The sequence below is a fragment of the Paracidovorax cattleyae genome, from assembly GCF_900104515.1.
In the GTDB taxonomy this organism is placed as follows: Bacteria; Pseudomonadota; Gammaproteobacteria; order Burkholderiales; family Burkholderiaceae_C; genus Paracidovorax; species Paracidovorax cattleyae.
This window is the reverse complement of the sequence record NZ_FNJL01000013.1, coordinates 62159-76019: the sequence shown is the minus strand read 5'-3', so window position 1 is coordinate 76019 and position 13861 is coordinate 62159. Positions and strand designations below refer to the sequence as shown.

The 13861-nt window shown below is 68.2% G+C and carries 11 protein-coding genes, 1 tRNA gene and 1 pseudogene; 9 read left to right on the top strand and 4 right to left on the bottom strand.

Features of this window, described 5'->3' with window-relative positions; all coding sequences use genetic code 11:
* The first annotated feature begins 159 nt into the window (after positions 1 to 159).
* Together greA and BLR05_RS12470 are read left to right on the top strand one after the other, a co-directional pair.
* Positions 160 to 636 (top strand): transcription elongation factor GreA, encoded by a 477-nt coding sequence (gene greA, locus BLR05_RS12475; protein ID WP_013595003.1) that lies wholly within the window; start codon positions 160 to 162, stop codon positions 634 to 636.
* Positions 637 to 671: 35 nt separating this feature from the next.
* A complete protein-coding gene (locus BLR05_RS12470) occupies positions 672 to 1082 on the top strand; it encodes a DUF4149 domain-containing protein (protein ID WP_092834787.1) in 411 nt (136 codons plus the stop codon).
* Between the two features lie 91 nt (positions 1083 to 1173).
* On the opposite strand, the gene BLR05_RS12465 is transcribed toward BLR05_RS12470, so the two are convergent.
* Both BLR05_RS12465 and BLR05_RS12460 read right to left on the bottom strand, forming a co-directional pair.
* Positions 1174 to 1941: a glycosyltransferase gene (locus tag BLR05_RS12465; RefSeq protein WP_092834786.1), complete on the bottom strand. Its 768-nt coding sequence runs from the start codon at positions 1939 to 1941 to the stop codon at positions 1174 to 1176.
* 18 nt (positions 1942 to 1959) lie between these two features.
* On the bottom strand, positions 1960 to 2436 hold the full coding sequence (locus BLR05_RS12460) for a YhbY family RNA-binding protein (RefSeq protein ID WP_092834785.1): 477 nt from the start codon (positions 2434 to 2436) through the stop codon (positions 1960 to 1962).
* Between the two features lie 21 nt (positions 2437 to 2457).
* On the opposite strand from BLR05_RS12460, the gene BLR05_RS12455 reads away from it, so the two are divergent.
* The 4 genes and pseudogenes from BLR05_RS12455 to glmM form a co-directional block, all read left to right on the top strand.
* On the top strand, positions 2458 to 3114 hold the full coding sequence (locus BLR05_RS12455) for an RlmE family RNA methyltransferase (RefSeq protein WP_092834784.1): 657 nt from the start codon (positions 2458 to 2460) through the stop codon (positions 3112 to 3114).
* Positions 3115 to 3321: 207 nt separating this feature from the next.
* A complete protein-coding gene (gene ftsH / locus BLR05_RS12450; protein ID WP_092834783.1) occupies positions 3322 to 5247 on the top strand; it encodes an ATP-dependent zinc metalloprotease FtsH in 1926 nt (641 codons plus the stop codon).
* 119 nt (positions 5248 to 5366) lie between these two features.
* Positions 5367 to 6245, top strand: coding sequence for a dihydropteroate synthase (gene folP, locus BLR05_RS12445; RefSeq protein WP_092834782.1), 879 nt, complete (start codon positions 5367 to 5369; stop codon positions 6243 to 6245).
* A 71-nt stretch (positions 6246 to 6316) separates the two neighbouring features.
* A pseudogene (gene glmM, locus BLR05_RS27610) lies at positions 6317 to 7585 on the top strand (phosphoglucosamine mutase); the annotation flags it as partial.
* Here glmM and BLR05_RS26550 read toward each other — a convergent pair.
* Positions 7545 to 7644: transfer RNA gene (locus tag BLR05_RS26550), tRNA-OTHER, on the bottom strand. The pseudogene glmM and the gene BLR05_RS26550 overlap by 41 nt on opposite strands.
* A 59-nt stretch (positions 7645 to 7703) precedes the next feature.
* Positions 7704 to 9968 carry a bifunctional diguanylate cyclase/phosphodiesterase gene (locus BLR05_RS12435; protein WP_092834781.1) on the bottom strand — a complete coding sequence of 755 codons (2265 nt, stop codon included), beginning with the start codon at positions 9966 to 9968 and terminating at the stop codon, positions 7704 to 7706.
* 270 nt (positions 9969 to 10238) lie between these two features.
* Between BLR05_RS12435 and BLR05_RS12430 the strand changes: the two genes are divergently transcribed.
* From BLR05_RS12430 to BLR05_RS12420, 3 genes are all read left to right on the top strand, one after another.
* Positions 10239 to 11078 carry a GNAT family N-acetyltransferase gene (locus BLR05_RS12430; protein ID WP_092834780.1) on the top strand — a complete coding sequence of 280 codons (840 nt, stop codon included), beginning with the start codon at positions 10239 to 10241 and terminating at the stop codon, positions 11076 to 11078.
* Between the two features lie 122 nt (positions 11079 to 11200).
* Positions 11201 to 13354: a polyphosphate kinase 1 gene (gene ppk1 / locus BLR05_RS12425; RefSeq protein ID WP_092834779.1), complete on the top strand. Its 2154-nt coding sequence runs from the start codon at positions 11201 to 11203 to the stop codon at positions 13352 to 13354.
* On the top strand, positions 13351 to 13815 hold the full coding sequence (locus BLR05_RS12420; RefSeq protein ID WP_092834778.1) for a SixA phosphatase family protein: 465 nt from the start codon (positions 13351 to 13353) through the stop codon (positions 13813 to 13815). Before ppk1 ends, BLR05_RS12420 begins: the two co-directional genes overlap by 4 nt.
* The last annotated feature ends 46 nt before the right edge of the window (positions 13816 to 13861 follow it).

The following is a 13861-nucleotide window of genomic DNA, read 5'->3' as shown; positions in this document are numbered from 1 at the left end:
GTGAAAAACCGGCATAATTTGCCGGTGACCTATTCAAGACCGCCGCGCGGCAACGCGCGGCGGTTTGCTTTTGGGGCGCAGCCAACCCCCCCCTCGCGGGCCGCTGCGCCGGTAGGCCGCGCGTGCGCGCGGCATGAGTTGAACGCGGAGACTGATTCAATGGCCACCATTCCCATCACCAAGCGCGGCGCCGAGAAGCTCAAGGAGGAGTTGCACCGCCTGAAGACCGTCGAGCGGCCTGCCGTCATCAACGCCATCGCGGAAGCCCGCGCGCAGGGCGACCTGAGCGAGAACGCCGAGTACGAGGCCGCCAAGGACCGCCAGGGCTTCATCGAGGGCCGCATCCAGGAGGTGGAGGGCAAGCTGTCCGCCGCGCAGGTGATCGATCCCGCGCAGCTGGACGCGGGCGGCAAAGTGGTGTTCGGCGCCACGGTGGACCTGGAGGACGAGGAGTCCGGTGACCCGGTGACCTACCAGATCGTGGGCGAGGACGAGGCGGACCTCAAGCAGGGCCTGATCAACGTGTCCAGCCCGATCGCGCGCGCGCTCATCGGCAAGGAAGAGGGCGATACGGCCGAAGTGCAGGCGCCCGGCGGCCTGCGCCGCTACGAGGTCGTGGCCGTTCGCTACCAGTAAGCAACAACTCAGTTCCCTGCGACGCCGAGCACGCCATGCGCCTCCGCCTGCCCATCCTGCTGGCCGCCCTGTGGTGGGGCAGCCTTTCCGCGATCGGCTTCCTGGCCGTGCCCATGCTGTTCGCGCACCTGCCGACGCCGGTGATGGCCGGGAACATGGCGGCCCGGCTGTTCGAGGCGCAGACCTTCGTCTCGGCCGCCTGCGGCATGGGCCTGCTGCTGGCCTCGCAGCGCAGGGGCGACGCGCCCCAGGAAGCCTGGGCGAAGGAGGCGATGCCCTGGATCATCGGCGGCCTGCTGCTGGCCCTGCTCGTGCAGTACGGCGTGGCGCCACGCATCGTGGCGCGCACCCAGCTCAAGCTCTGGCACAGCGTGGGGACGGTGATGTACGCCCTGCAGTGGCTGTGCGCCCTGCGGGTGCTGTGGCGCGCTTCCGCGCCGCGATAGAACGAACCCGGTCAGGGTCGGCACCGTACCCGGTGCCTGCCGGGTCTCGCACAGAGGGCAGGGCGGCCTGTGGACGCGCCCTGCCGTGGCGTCACTCTCGCCAGTGCTCCGCCACCCAGGGCGTGGGCTCGATGTGGCGGAAGCGGCGGTTGCGCCGGCCGGCAAGAGCGTCCGGCGGATTGCACTCCCCGTGGAAGATCACCACGCGCGCGCCCGGTGGAATCGCCGGCGGCCGCCAATAATTGGCGGGCCAGCGCGGAATGCTGTGGTACTTGAAGCTCGGGCACCAGGCCGCCGGCCAGTAGCTGAGCTTGCCCTGGCGGTGCAGGAAGTCCGACAGGTAGGCCTGTTCGTTGCGGAATTGCGCACGGATCGACTCGAAGTTCTCGCGAAAATACTCCAGCACGCCCGGGTGCGCTCCGATCTCGAACCGGTACACCGAAGAATTGCCGGTGATCCGCCAGGGGCGCTTGTAGTCGTGGATGATGACGAATTCGCCCGGCTGGGTGAAGAAATCGTCCAGCGGGCCGACCACTACCACGTCCACGTCGAGGAACAGCGCCGTACCGCGCAGCCCGTACAGCTCGGGGTGGAAGGTGGCCAGCTTGGTCCAGCCGCGCTCCGGGATGCCCGCGGGCAGTTCGAGCGCGGGAATGGGAAAGCACTCCACCTCCTGCCGTATGCCCTGGGAATCGTCCGTCAGGCAGATGAAGCGGAACGGGCCTGTCAGATGCCGGCGCACCATGGCGTACAGCCGGTTCACGTACTCCGGCCCGTACTTCGTGCCCCACTTCATGCAGAGGATGTGGCGCTGGGGAGCATGCGCCTGCACCTGCGCGGCGCCGATGTCCGTGCCCATCGCGTCAGTTCCCCTGCATCAATCCGCCTGCCGCTTCTTCACCGAGGTCTGCTTCGGTTTCTTGGCCCGCTTGATCTGGCCGCCAGGCGTCAGGCGCTGGTTGCCGAGCACGCGCAGCTGCTTCACTTCCGGCCGCTGGCCGCCGCGCTTGCTGAACTTGAGGACTTTCACGTCGCGCGGGCCGGGCATGCGGTCTTCGTCGATCGCCTTGGCCTTCCTCGCCGGCGGCCGCCAGAGCACGATGAGCTTGCCGATGTGCTGGATCGGCGCGGCATTCAGTTCGTCGGCCAGCTGCTGGTATATCTGGTCGCGTGCGGCCCGGTCGTCGCCGAGAATGCGCACCTTGATGAGGCCGTGGGCCGACAGCGCGGCATCGACCTCTTTCTGGACCGCTGCGGTGAGGCCGTCGCCGCCGATCATCACCACGGGGTCCAGGTGGTGGGCGTTGGCGCGGTGTTCCCGGCGCTCCGCGGGGGTCAATTGGATTTGGGGCATGGGCCGTATTATCGAGGCAGGATGAAAGCCAATACGAAAAGCAAGAAGGTGAACAAGGCGTGGCTGCATGACCACGTCAACGACACCTACGTCAAGCTCGCCCAGAAAGAGGGCTACCGCGCACGCGCCGCCTACAAGCTCAAGGAAATCGACGAGACCCTCGGGCTCATTCGCCCGGGGCAGGTGGTGGTCGATCTCGGCTCCGCGCCCGGCGCCTGGAGCCAGTACCTGCGCAGGCGCATGGCGCCTGCCGGCGCGGCCACCGGCCAGCTCAACGGCACGCTGATCGCGCTCGACATCCTGCCCATGGAGCCGATCGAGGGCGTCACCTTCCTGCAGGGGGACTTCCGCGAGGAAGACGTGCTCGCGCGGCTGCAGGATGCCGTGCAGGGCCGGCCGGTGGACGTGGTGGTATCGGACATGGCGCCCAACCTGTCAGGCGTGGAGTCGGTCGATGCCGTGCGCATCGCCCACCTGATCGAGCTGGCCGTGGATTTCGCGCAGCACCACCTCAAGCCGGACGGCGCACTGGTGGTGAAACTGTTTCACGGCAGCGGTTATACCCAACTGGTGCAGCTTTTCAAGGAAAACTTCCGCACCGTCAAGCCGCTCAAGCCCAAGGCGTCACGCGACAAATCGTCGGAAACCTTTCTCGTCGGAATGGGTTTGCGCAAATAAGCGCGGCGGGAATCCGTCCTGCCCGGGCGCAGGCGATCATGCCGCGGACGGGCCGGCCGGATGCCCGCGCTATGGTGACCATAGCCGCGGCTGGGGTAAGCGCACCGTGGCGCCCACCTTGAAAGGCCTAAAATGCGCCCTAAATGCGCTGGAACATGCCCCCGGTGAGCCGGCCATTGTTCTCCCCCTCGATTCTGGAGCCCCGCTTTGAACAATCAATGGTTTTCGAAAATTGCCGTGTGGCTGGTGATCGCCATGGTGCTGTTCACGGTGTTCAAGCAATTCGACACCCGTGCAGGCGCCGGCGCCGGCACCATCGGGTATTCGGAGTTCCTGGAGGAAGTGCGTGGCGGCCGCGTCAAGAACGCCACCATCCAGGAAGGCCAGGGCGGCACGGAGATCGTGGCCACCACCAATGACGACCGCAAGGTCCGCACCACCGCCACCTACCTGGATCGCGGCCTGGTCGGCGACCTCATCAACAACAACGTCAAGTTCGACGTCAAGCCCCGCGAGGAAGGCTCCCTGCTCATGACCCTGCTGGTCAGCTGGGGCCCCATGCTGCTGCTGATCGGCGTGTGGGTGTACTTCATGCGGCAGATGCAGGGCGGCGGCAAGGGCGGTGCCTTCAGCTTCGGCAAGAGCAAGGCGCGCATGCTCGACGAGAACAACAACACCGTGACCTTCGCCGACGTGGCCGGGTGCGACGAGGCCAAGGAGGAGGTCAAGGAGGTCGTGGACTTCCTGAAGGACCCGCAGAAGTTCCAGAAACTGGGTGGCCGCATTCCGCGCGGTCTGCTGCTGGTCGGCCCTCCGGGCACCGGCAAGACACTGCTGGCCAAGTCCATCGCCGGCGAGGCCAAGGTGCCGTTCTTCAGCATCTCCGGCTCTGACTTCGTCGAGATGTTCGTCGGCGTGGGCGCGGCCCGCGTGCGCGACATGTTCGAGAACGCCAAGAAGAACGCCCCCTGCATCATCTTCATCGATGAAATCGACGCCGTGGGCCGCCAGCGTGGCGCCGGCCTGGGCGGCGGCAACGACGAGCGCGAGCAGACCCTCAACCAGATGCTGGTCGAGATGGACGGCTTCGAAACCAACCTGGGCGTCATCGTGGTCGCCGCGACCAACCGCCCGGACATCCTGGATGCCGCGCTGCTGCGCCCCGGTCGCTTCGACCGCCAGGTGTACGTCACGCTGCCGGACATCCGCGGCCGCGAGCAGATCCTGAACGTCCACATGCGCAAGGTGCCCGTGGGCCAGGACGTGAACGCCGGCGTGATCGCCCGCGGCACACCGGGCATGTCCGGCGCCGACCTCGCCAACCTCTGCAACGAGGCTGCGCTGATGGCCGCCCGCCGCAATGCGCGCACGGTCGAGATGCAGGACTTCGAGAAGGCCAAGGACAAGATCATCATGGGCCCCGAGCGCAAGAGCATGGTGATGCCCGAGGAAGAGCGCCGCAATACGGCCTACCACGAGGCCGGCCACGCCCTGATCGGCAAGCTGCTGCCCAAGTGCGACCCCGTGCACAAGGTCACCATCATTCCGCGCGGCCGCGCCCTGGGCGTGACGATGAGCCTGCCCGAGAAGGACCGCTACAGCTACGACCGCGAGTACATGCTCAACCAGATCAGCATGCTGTTCGGCGGGCGGATCGCGGAAGAGGTCTTCATGAACCAGATGACGACAGGCGCCAGCAACGACTTCGAGCGCGCGACCTCGATCGCCCGCGACATGGTGACGCGCTACGGCATGACCGAGGCGCTGGGCCCGATGGTCTATGCCGAGAACGAGGGCGAAGTGTTCCTCGGCCGCTCCGTCACCAAGACCAACAACATGAGCGAGCAGACGATGGAGAAGGTGGACGGCGAAGTCCGCCGCATCATCGACGAGCAGTACGCGCTGGCGCGCAAGCTCATCGAGGACAACCAGGACAAGATGCACTCCATGGCGAACGCGCTGCTGGAATGGGAAACCATCGACACCGAGCAGCTGGATGACATCATGGCGGGCAAGCCGCCGCGTCCTCCGAAGGACTGGACGCCCCGCACGCCGTCGTCCGGCGGTGACAACTCTTCCGGCGGCGGAACGCCCGCACCGGTGTCCAGCGATCCTGCGCCCACCGTGGCGTAAGGCGCAGCAGCCTGTCCCGCCGGGGCAGGGCACGGAAACGGGGCCTCGGCCCCGTTTTTGCGTTTGCAGCCCTCCGTTCCCCCGGACCCCACACGTCGGCTCACTTCCCCCTTCCTTCCATGCACTGGCAGACATCGCGTTTCCGCATCGACCTCTCCATCCCCCGGGTGATGGGCATCCTGAATGTGACGCCGGATTCGTTTTCCGACGGAGGCCGCCATGCCTCGCTGCGCGGTGCCCTGGACCGCGGCGAGGCCTTGCTGCGGGACGGAGCGGACATCCTGGACATCGGCGGCGAGTCCACCCGTCCGGGCAGCCCGGCGGTGCCCCTGGAGGAGGAGCTGGCGCGTGTGGTGCCGGTGGTGAAGGAGGCGGTGGCCTGGGGCGTGCCCATTTCGGTGGACACCTACAAGCCCGCCGTGATGCAGGCGGTGCTGGACCTGGGGGCGGACATCGTCAACGACATCTGGGCCCTGCGGCAGACGGGAGCGGAGGAGGCGGTGGTGCGCCACGGTACGTGCGGTCTCTGCCTCATGCACATGCACGGCGAGCCACGGACCATGCAGTTGACTCCCATGGAGGGCGATGTGGTGGCGCCGGTGCAGGACTTCCTGCGCAGCCGGGCCGACGCCCTGCGCGGCCAGGGCGTGGCCAGGGAGCGCATCGCGCTGGATCCCGGCATCGGGTTCGGCAAGACAGTGGAGCAGAATTTCGCGCTGCTGGCGCACCAGGCGCAGCTGGCCGCGGACGGCCATGCCTGGCTGGCAGGGTGGTCGCGCAAGTCGTCGCTGGGGGCGGTGACCGGGCTGCCGGTGCAGGACCGGCTCGTGCCCAGCGTCGCCGCGGCGCTGCTGTCGGTGGAGCGGGGCGCCCGCATCGTGCGCGTGCACGATGTCGCGGAAACGTCCGCGGCGCTCAGGATCTGGTGCGCGGCCCGGCTACCATCGGAGGATTCCGGCGCAAGCCGTGCGCCCGGGCCCGCGCGGCCGCAGCCATAGCTGCCCGGGCGGCGCGACCCGGCGGAAGGCACGGGGACAGGCCGGCAAAGCAAGAAGAAACCAGCAGGAACATGACCATGGCTCGCAAATATTTCGGAACGGACGGCATCCGCGGAACCGTGGGGCAGGCCCCCATCACACCGGATTTCGTCCTGAGGCTGGCGCATGCGGTGGGCCGGGTGCTGCGGCGCACGGAGGAGCGGCCGACGGTGCTGATTGGCAAGGACACGCGCATTTCCGGCTACATGCTGGAGAGCGCACTGGAGTCCGGCTTCAATTCGGCCGGCGTCGATGTCGTGCTGCTGGGGCCGCTGCCCACGCCGGGCGTCGCCTACCTCACGCGCGCGCAGCGGGCCAGCCTGGGCGTGGTGATCAGCGCCAGCCACAACGCCTATCCCGACAACGGCATCAAGTTCTTCAGCGCCCAGGGCACCAAGCTGCCCGACGACTGGGAGCTGGCGGTGGAAGCCGCCCTCGACGAGGCCCCGGCCTGGGCGGATTCGGCCTCCCTGGGCAAGGCCCGTCGGCTGGAGGACGCGGCCGGCCGCTACATCGAGTTCTGCAAGAGCACCTTTTCCCAGGACCTCACGCTCAAGGGGACGAAGATCGTGGTGGATGCTGCGCATGGCGCGGCCTACCACATCGCGCCCAAGGTGTTCCACGAGCTGGGTGCCGAGGTGCTGGCCATCGGCTGCTCGCCCGACGGGCTCAACATCAACCACCAGGTGGGTGCCACCCATCCCGACGCGCTGGTGCGCGCGGTGCGCGCCAACCATGCCGACTATGGCGTGGCGCTGGACGGCGATGCGGACCGCCTGCAGATGGTGGATACTGCCGGCCGGCTCTACAACGGCGACGAACTGCTCTACCTCCTGGCGGCGGACCGCCTGTCGCGGGGCGAGGCCGTCCCCGGCGTGGTGGGCACGCTGATGACCAACATGGCCGTGGAACTCGCGCTCAAGGCCGACGGCGTGGAGCTGGTCCGGGCCAAGGTGGGCGACCGCCATGTGCTGGAGGAACTGGCCCGCCGCCGCTGGCTGCTGGGCGGCGAAAGTTCCGGCCACCTGCTGGCGCTGGACCGGCACACCACCGGCGACGGCCTGATCAGCGCGCTGCAGGTGCTGCAGGCCTGCGTGCGCGGTGGCCGCAGCCTGGCGCGCGCGCTGGAGCACGTGCGCCTGTTCCCGCAGGTGCTGGTCAACGTCCGGCTGCTTCCCGGCCAGGACTGGAAGGCCAATGCCGTGCTGCAGGATGCCTTGAAGTCGGTGGAAGCCGAACTGGGCGCGCAGGGGCGCGTGCTGGTGCGGGCGAGCGGAACCGAACCGCTGCTGCGCGTGATGGTCGAGACCTCGGAAGCAGACCGCGCCAGCCATTTCGCCCACCAACTGGCCGACGCCGCCCGGGCGGGCTGAAAACGCTCTTCCGGCACAGGCGGGTGGGCCCGCCACGCCCGTGGCTTCAGTGCGCGGGCTGCACTGGACCGGCGGGATCCGCAGGCCGTATCTTGCGCTGCCGCAGCAGCGGCGTGATGGCCTCCGCGGTCTGCGGCCGGCTGAAATAGTAGCCCTGCGCCTCGTCGCAACCCTGCTGCCGGAGGTACTCCAGCTGTTCGGCCGTTTCCACGCCCTCGGCGGTGGTGCGCATGCCCAGGGCCTGCGCCATGCGGATGATGGCGCTCACGATGGCCCGGTCATTGCTGTCCACGCCCAGGTCGCGGACGAAGGACTGGTCGATCTTCAGCTTGTAGATCTGGAAGCGCTTGAGCTGGCTCAGGGACGAGTAGCCGGTGCCGAAATCGTCCATCGACATCCGCACGCCGCGGGCATGGAGCTGGTCCATGGTGGCGATGGCCGACCGCGGATCGTCCACGGCGACGCCTTCGGTCAGCTCCAGCTCCAGGCGCTGGGGATGCAGGCGGGTTTCGTCCAGGATGCGGCTGACCAGTTCGGGCAGCAGGGGCTGCCGGAACTGCAGGGCCGACAGGTTGACGGCCATGGACAGCCACTCCAGGCCCATGGCATGCCATGCCTGCAACTGGGCCAGGGCCGTGCGCATCACCCATTCGCCGATCTGCAGGATCTGGCCGCTGTCCTCGGCGATGGGGATGAACTCGGCCGGGGTAACGGGCCCCAGCTCGGGGTGGCTCCAGCGCAGCAGGGCCTCCACGCTGCGGATCTCGCCGCTGGCGATCGTGATCTGCGGCTGGTAGTGCAGGCGGAGCTGGTCGCGCTCCAGGGCCCTGCGCAGCGCGTTTTCCAGCAGCAGGGCGCGCACGGACTGCGCCTGCATCTCCGGCGTGAAGAAACGGTAGGTGTTGCGCCCGTCGAGCTTGGCGCGGTACATGGCCACGTCCGCGGACTGCGTCAGCGTGTCGAAGTCGCTGCCGTCGTCGGGGAAGAGGGCGATGCCCATCGAGGGCGCCATGGTGAGCTCGTGATGGCCGATCTGGTAGGGCTGGCGCGAGGCTGCCTGCAGCTTGGTGGCCACGCGCGCCGCGCCGTGGGCGTTGGCGCCGGGCAGCAGCAGGATGAATTCGTCGCCGCCCAGGCGGGAGACCGTGTCGCGGTCGCGCACCACGGCGCGCAGGCGCTTGGCGATCTCCACCAGCAGCGCGTCGCCCACCCGGTGGCCCAGCGAGTCGTTCACGTGCTTGAAATGGTCCAGGTCGAGGAAGACCACCGCCAGCGGCGTGCCGTTCTCCTGGGCGACCCGGATCGCATGCTGGGCCCGCTCGGCCAGCAGCGTGCGGTTGGGCAGGCCGGTGAGCGGGTCGTAGTGCGCGAGCCAGTAGATGCGTTCCTGGTCGTGCTTGCGGTCGTTGATCTCCCGGTGCAGACTCTCGACGGTTTCGCTGAGCTGGCGCGTGCGCTCCTGGACCTGGTGCTCCAGTTCGGCATGCATGCGCGCGAGTTCCGCCTGCGTCTTGCGCTGCTCGCTCACATCCATGGCTATGCAGATGCAGCCCTGCTCGGGGAACACGGGATCCAGCGGCTGGCTGCGCACTTCGCAGGTGACGGTACTGCCATCCTTGGCGCGCAGTTCCATCTCGCCGGTGAAGCCCGTGCCTGCTCCCTCAGGCCCGCCGTGGCCGTGGCGCTGCATGGCTTCCCAGTCGTCGTCGCTGAAATGCCGCTGGCGGGCCGAGCCTTCGGACAGTTCGCCCGGCCCGTAGCCCAGCATCTGCTCGAAGTGCCGGTTGCAGCGGGTGAGTCGGTTGTTGCGCACGAACGCGATGCCCACCATCGCGTGGTCGAACAGCGCCTGCTTCTCACGGATGGCCGCATGCAGCCGGATCTGCGCATGGCGCTGCTCGTCGATGTCATCGACGATCCAGATCGATCCTTCGGAGGTGTCCAGGGGGTTGATGAGGCGGCCGGTGAGGCTGGCCCAGAAGAGGCGGCCGTTCTTGCGCCGCATCTGGCATTCGCAGCGGTATGGCAGCCCGAGGGACAGGGTGGGGTAGGCCGCCCGGCCGAGGGTGCGGAAGGCCGCGGAACTGGGATAGAGGCTCTGGCTGCTCAGCCCGATCGCCTCGCGGATGGAGGCGTAGCCGAATATCTCTGCGTAGCGGGGATTGCAGCGGACCACCTGCCGCTGCCGGATGAACACGATGCCCACGCCGGCACTGTCCAGTAGCGTCTGCTGCTCGCGCAGGAGTCGTTCCACGGCAGGGCCGTCAGATGTTCCCAGGACAGGCAGGGACCGGACTTTGGTGAAGGGCATGACGAGGGGCAGCCGGCCTCGGGCGGCAGGCAGAGGCTACAAAGTGTAGCAGCGGGCCACTGCCAGGCGGGCAGGGCAATCCAGTAGAGCACAGGGCCATGCCGTGCGCGGGATCACTCCGGCACCATCCAGGCGGGCCGGCGGCGGCGGGTGGCTGTCATGAACGCGCCATCGCAGCGACACCGACATGTCACGCAGCACTGCGACATTGTCCAGCGCGGCCTTGCCGGGCAGGGCTGCGATGGTTCAACGGTTCACCGGGAGTAATTCGTGAGCGACCTTCCTGTCCCCACCCTGTCTCTGTCCCCAGACATGCCTTTCCGGAGGTCGCTTCATCGACCGGGTCCTGGGGCGATTCCAGCGCCACGGCAAGGCCAGGGCGCGCTGGCGCCCATCGAGGCCTCCTGGGCCCGCGACGCGGCCGAAGTCCGGGAAGCCCAACGGCTGAGATACCTCGTGTTCGCCGGGGAGATGGGTGCTCGGCTGAGCACCTCCGTCCAGGGCCACGACGTGGATGCGTTCGACGCGTACTGCGAGCATCTGCTCGTGCGCGACGTGGAAACCCGGGCCGTCATCGGCACCTACCGCGTGCTCACGCCCGCCCAGGCACAGCGTGCCGGTGGCCTGTACAGCGACACGGAGTTCGACCTGTCGCGCCTGAACCACCTGCGCGGGCGCATGGTGGAGCTCGGCCGCAGCTGCGTGCATCCCGACTACCGCCACGGCGGCGTCATCATGACCCTGTGGGGCGCGCTGGCGGACTTCATGGTGCGCAACGGGCTGGACATGATGATCGGCTGCGCGAGCATTCCCATGCTGCACAACGGCGTGCTCAGCGGCAATGCCGCCGCCAGCATCTGGAACCAGCTCAGGGCAAACTACATGGCGCCCCCCGAGTTCGAGGTGCAGCCCCGCCTGCCGCTGCCGGTGGACCAGCTCGACCGCTCCCTGCCGGTGGAACCCCCGGCGCTGATCAAGGGCTATCTGCGGCTGGGCACCCGGGTGCTCGGCGCGCCGGCCTGGGACCCCGACTTCAACACCGCCGACCTGCCGATGCTCATGCGCATCGAGGACCTTCCTTCCCGCTACCGCAAGCACTTCCTCGGGTGACGCTTCCCGGAGCCGGAATGATCGTTGCAAATCTGTCCGTGACAGCGTCGATGACATGTCATGAAAATGTCATGGTCGAGCCCAATACTGAAACTGATTCCGGTACTGACAATTTGCCACCCATGCACTCTTCGCCCACGTCCTCGCCAGAGCCGGCCTCCTCCGCAGGCGCGCAGGACCTCCTGACGACCTCCGAACCCCTGTCCGATGCGTCCGGCATCGCGTTCCTCAATCGCGACCACAGCATCCTGGCGTTCAACGAGCGGGTGTTCGACTGGGCGGCGCGCACCGACGTGCCCCTGATGGAGCGGCTGCGCTACCTGTGCATCGTGTCGTCCAACCTCGACGAGTTCTTCGAGGTGCGTGCCGCCCCCCACATCACGGCGGCGCAGAGCGGGGAGACCAAGGGGCCCTACACGGTCGCGTCCTTCGAGGCGCTGTCGGCCAAGGCGCACGACCTCGTGGCCCGCCAGTACGCGCTCTACAACGAGTCGCTGATGCCCGCCTTCGCGGAGCAGGGCATCCACATCGTCTCCCATGGCGAGCGCTCGCCCGAGCAGCGCCGCTGGGTGCGCGACTATTTCGAGCGCGAGGTGCGCCCGCTGCTGGTGCCCGTGGGCCTGGATCCGGCCCACCCCTTCCCGCAGGTGGCGAACAAGTCGCTGAATTTCATCGTGCGGCTCAAGGGCAACGACGCCTTCGGGCGCGAGAACGAGATCGCCATCGTCAAGGTGCCGCGCGTGCTGCCGCGGCTGGTGCGGCTGCCCGTCAAGGTGGCGCCGCAGGGGGCGCAGTGCGTCAGTCTGTCCAGCATTGTGCGGGCACACCTGAGCGAGCTGTTCCCCGGGCGCGAGGTGACGGAGTTCTCCCAGTTCCGGGTGACGCGCCATTCCGACCTGGCCGTGGACGAGGACGACGTGCGCAACCTGCGCACGGCGTTGCGCCAGGGTCTGCAGCACCGCCATTACGGGCAGGCGGTGCGCCTGGAGGTGTCGGCCAGTTGCTCGCGCTTTCTGTCCGATTTCCTGCAGTCGCAGTTCGCGCTGCCCGATGCGGCGCTGTTCCGCGTCCATGGTCCCGTGAACCTGGTGCGGCTCACGCAGCTGGTGGACCTGGTCAACGAGCCCGCGCTGCTGTTTCCGCCCTGGCGCGCGTCCTGGCCCCGGCAGGTGCAGGCCGGCGCGCCGCTCATGGAGCAGATCCGGCGCCGGGACATCCTGGTGCACCAGCCGTTCGAGAGTTTCGACTCCGTGCTGCAGTTCCTGCGCGAGGCCGTGAACGATCCCCAGGTGCTGGCCATCAAGCAGACCATCTACCGCACGGGCGCGGATTCCGAGATGATGGAGCTGCTGCGCGAGGCCGTGCGCCGCGGCAAGGAAGTGATGGCCGTCGTGGAGCTGAAGGCCCGGTTCGACGAAGAGGCGAACATCAACTGGGCGGAGGCGCTGGAGTCCATAGGAGCCCAGGTGGTGTATGGGGTGGTGGGCCTCAAGACGCACGGCAAGATGCTGCTGGTGACCCGCCGCGAGGGCAAGCAGCTGCGCCGCTACGGGCATCTCTCCACGGGCAACTACAACCCCCGCACGGCACGGCTCTACACCGACCTGAGCTATTTCACGGCCGATGCGGACACGACGGCCGACATGGACGCCGTGTTCAACCACCTGGCCAGCCAGAACAAGCTGCCCCGGCTCAAGCGCCTGGTGATGGCGCCTTTCCACCTGCACCGGCAATTGCAGGAAATGATCGCGGAGGTGGGCGATGCCGCCGCGCGCGGTGAAGACGCGCGCATCGTGGCGAAGATGAATGCCCTGACCGACGAGGCGCTCATGAACGCTCTCGTCGCTGCCGGGCAGAAAGGCGCTCGCATCGACCTGATCGTGCGCGGCGCCTGCATGCTGCCCGCGCAGCGCGAGGGCGTGGCCGACAACATCCGCGTGCGCTCCGTCATCGGGCGCTTCCTGGAGCACACGCGGGTGTTCTATTTCCGGTCGGGGGACAGGGAGCAACTGCTGCTGTCCAGCGCCGACTGGATGAACCGGAACATGCTGCGGCGCGTGGAGCTCGCCTGGCCGGTGGACGATCCCGAACTGCGCCAGCGGATCATCGACGAGTGCCTGGTCGCCTACCTGCACGACGACAAGGACGCCTGGACGCTGCAGCCCGACGGCTCCTACGCGCGGGCACCGCATCCCGTGACCGGCCACGGCGCCCAGCAGGCGCTGATGCTGCGCTACGGCCCGTCCGGCGCCGTGCCCTCGGCGGCCCGGGCATGATGGATCTGATCCTGTGGCGGCATGCGGAGGCGGAGGAACCCCGCGAAGGCGATGAAGACCTGCAGCGACCGTTGACGCCCCGGGGCGAGAAGCAGGCCGCGCGCATGGCAGCCTGGCTGGACCGCCAGTTGCCGGACGGCCTGCGGGTGCTGGTGAGCCCGGCCGCGCGGACCGAGGCCACTGCCAAAGCGCTGGGGCGCAAATACAAGCTGCGCGCGGAACTGCTGCCCGGAGGCACCGCGGCGGACCTGCTGGAACTGGCCCAGTGGCCGCACGCGCGTGGCGCGGTGCTGGTCGTGGGGCACCAGCCCATGCTGGGGCAGGCCGCGGCCCAACTCCTGGGCCTGAATTCCCCGGATTGCGCCATCCGCAAGGGCTCGGTGTGGTGGCTGCGCCACCGCGCGCGCGCCGAGGTGGCCGAAACCATCCTCATGGCCGTGCAGGCGCCGGATTTCCTGTAGTCCGGGCACCGGCGACCCGCGGTCTCCCGGAGCTGCCCCGGGCGGC

Excerpts from the sequence above, each read along its gene's own strand:
- greA (WP_013595003.1), top strand. The coding sequence starts at position 160 with ATGGCCACCATTCCCATCACCAAGCGCGGCGCCGAGAAGCTCAAGGAG.
- BLR05_RS12470 (WP_092834787.1), top strand. The coding sequence starts at position 672 with ATGCGCCTCCGCCTGCCCATCCTGCTGGCCGCCCTGTGGTGGGGCAGC.
- BLR05_RS12465 (WP_092834786.1), bottom strand. The coding sequence starts at position 1,941 with ATGGGCACGGACATCGGCGCCGCGCAGGTGCAGGCGCATGCTCCCCAG.
- BLR05_RS12460 (WP_092834785.1), bottom strand. The coding sequence starts at position 2,436 with ATGCCCCAAATCCAATTGACCCCCGCGGAGCGCCGGGAACACCGCGCC.
- BLR05_RS12455 (WP_092834784.1), top strand. The coding sequence starts at position 2,458 with ATGAAAGCCAATACGAAAAGCAAGAAGGTGAACAAGGCGTGGCTGCAT.
- folP (WP_092834782.1), top strand. The coding sequence starts at position 5,367 with ATGCACTGGCAGACATCGCGTTTCCGCATCGACCTCTCCATCCCCCGG.
- BLR05_RS12435 (WP_092834781.1), bottom strand. The coding sequence starts at position 9,968 with ATGCCCTTCACCAAAGTCCGGTCCCTGCCTGTCCTGGGAACATCTGAC.
- ppk1 (WP_092834779.1), top strand. The coding sequence starts at position 11,201 with ATGCACTCTTCGCCCACGTCCTCGCCAGAGCCGGCCTCCTCCGCAGGC.
- BLR05_RS12420 (WP_092834778.1), top strand. The coding sequence starts at position 13,351 with ATGATGGATCTGATCCTGTGGCGGCATGCGGAGGCGGAGGAACCCCGC.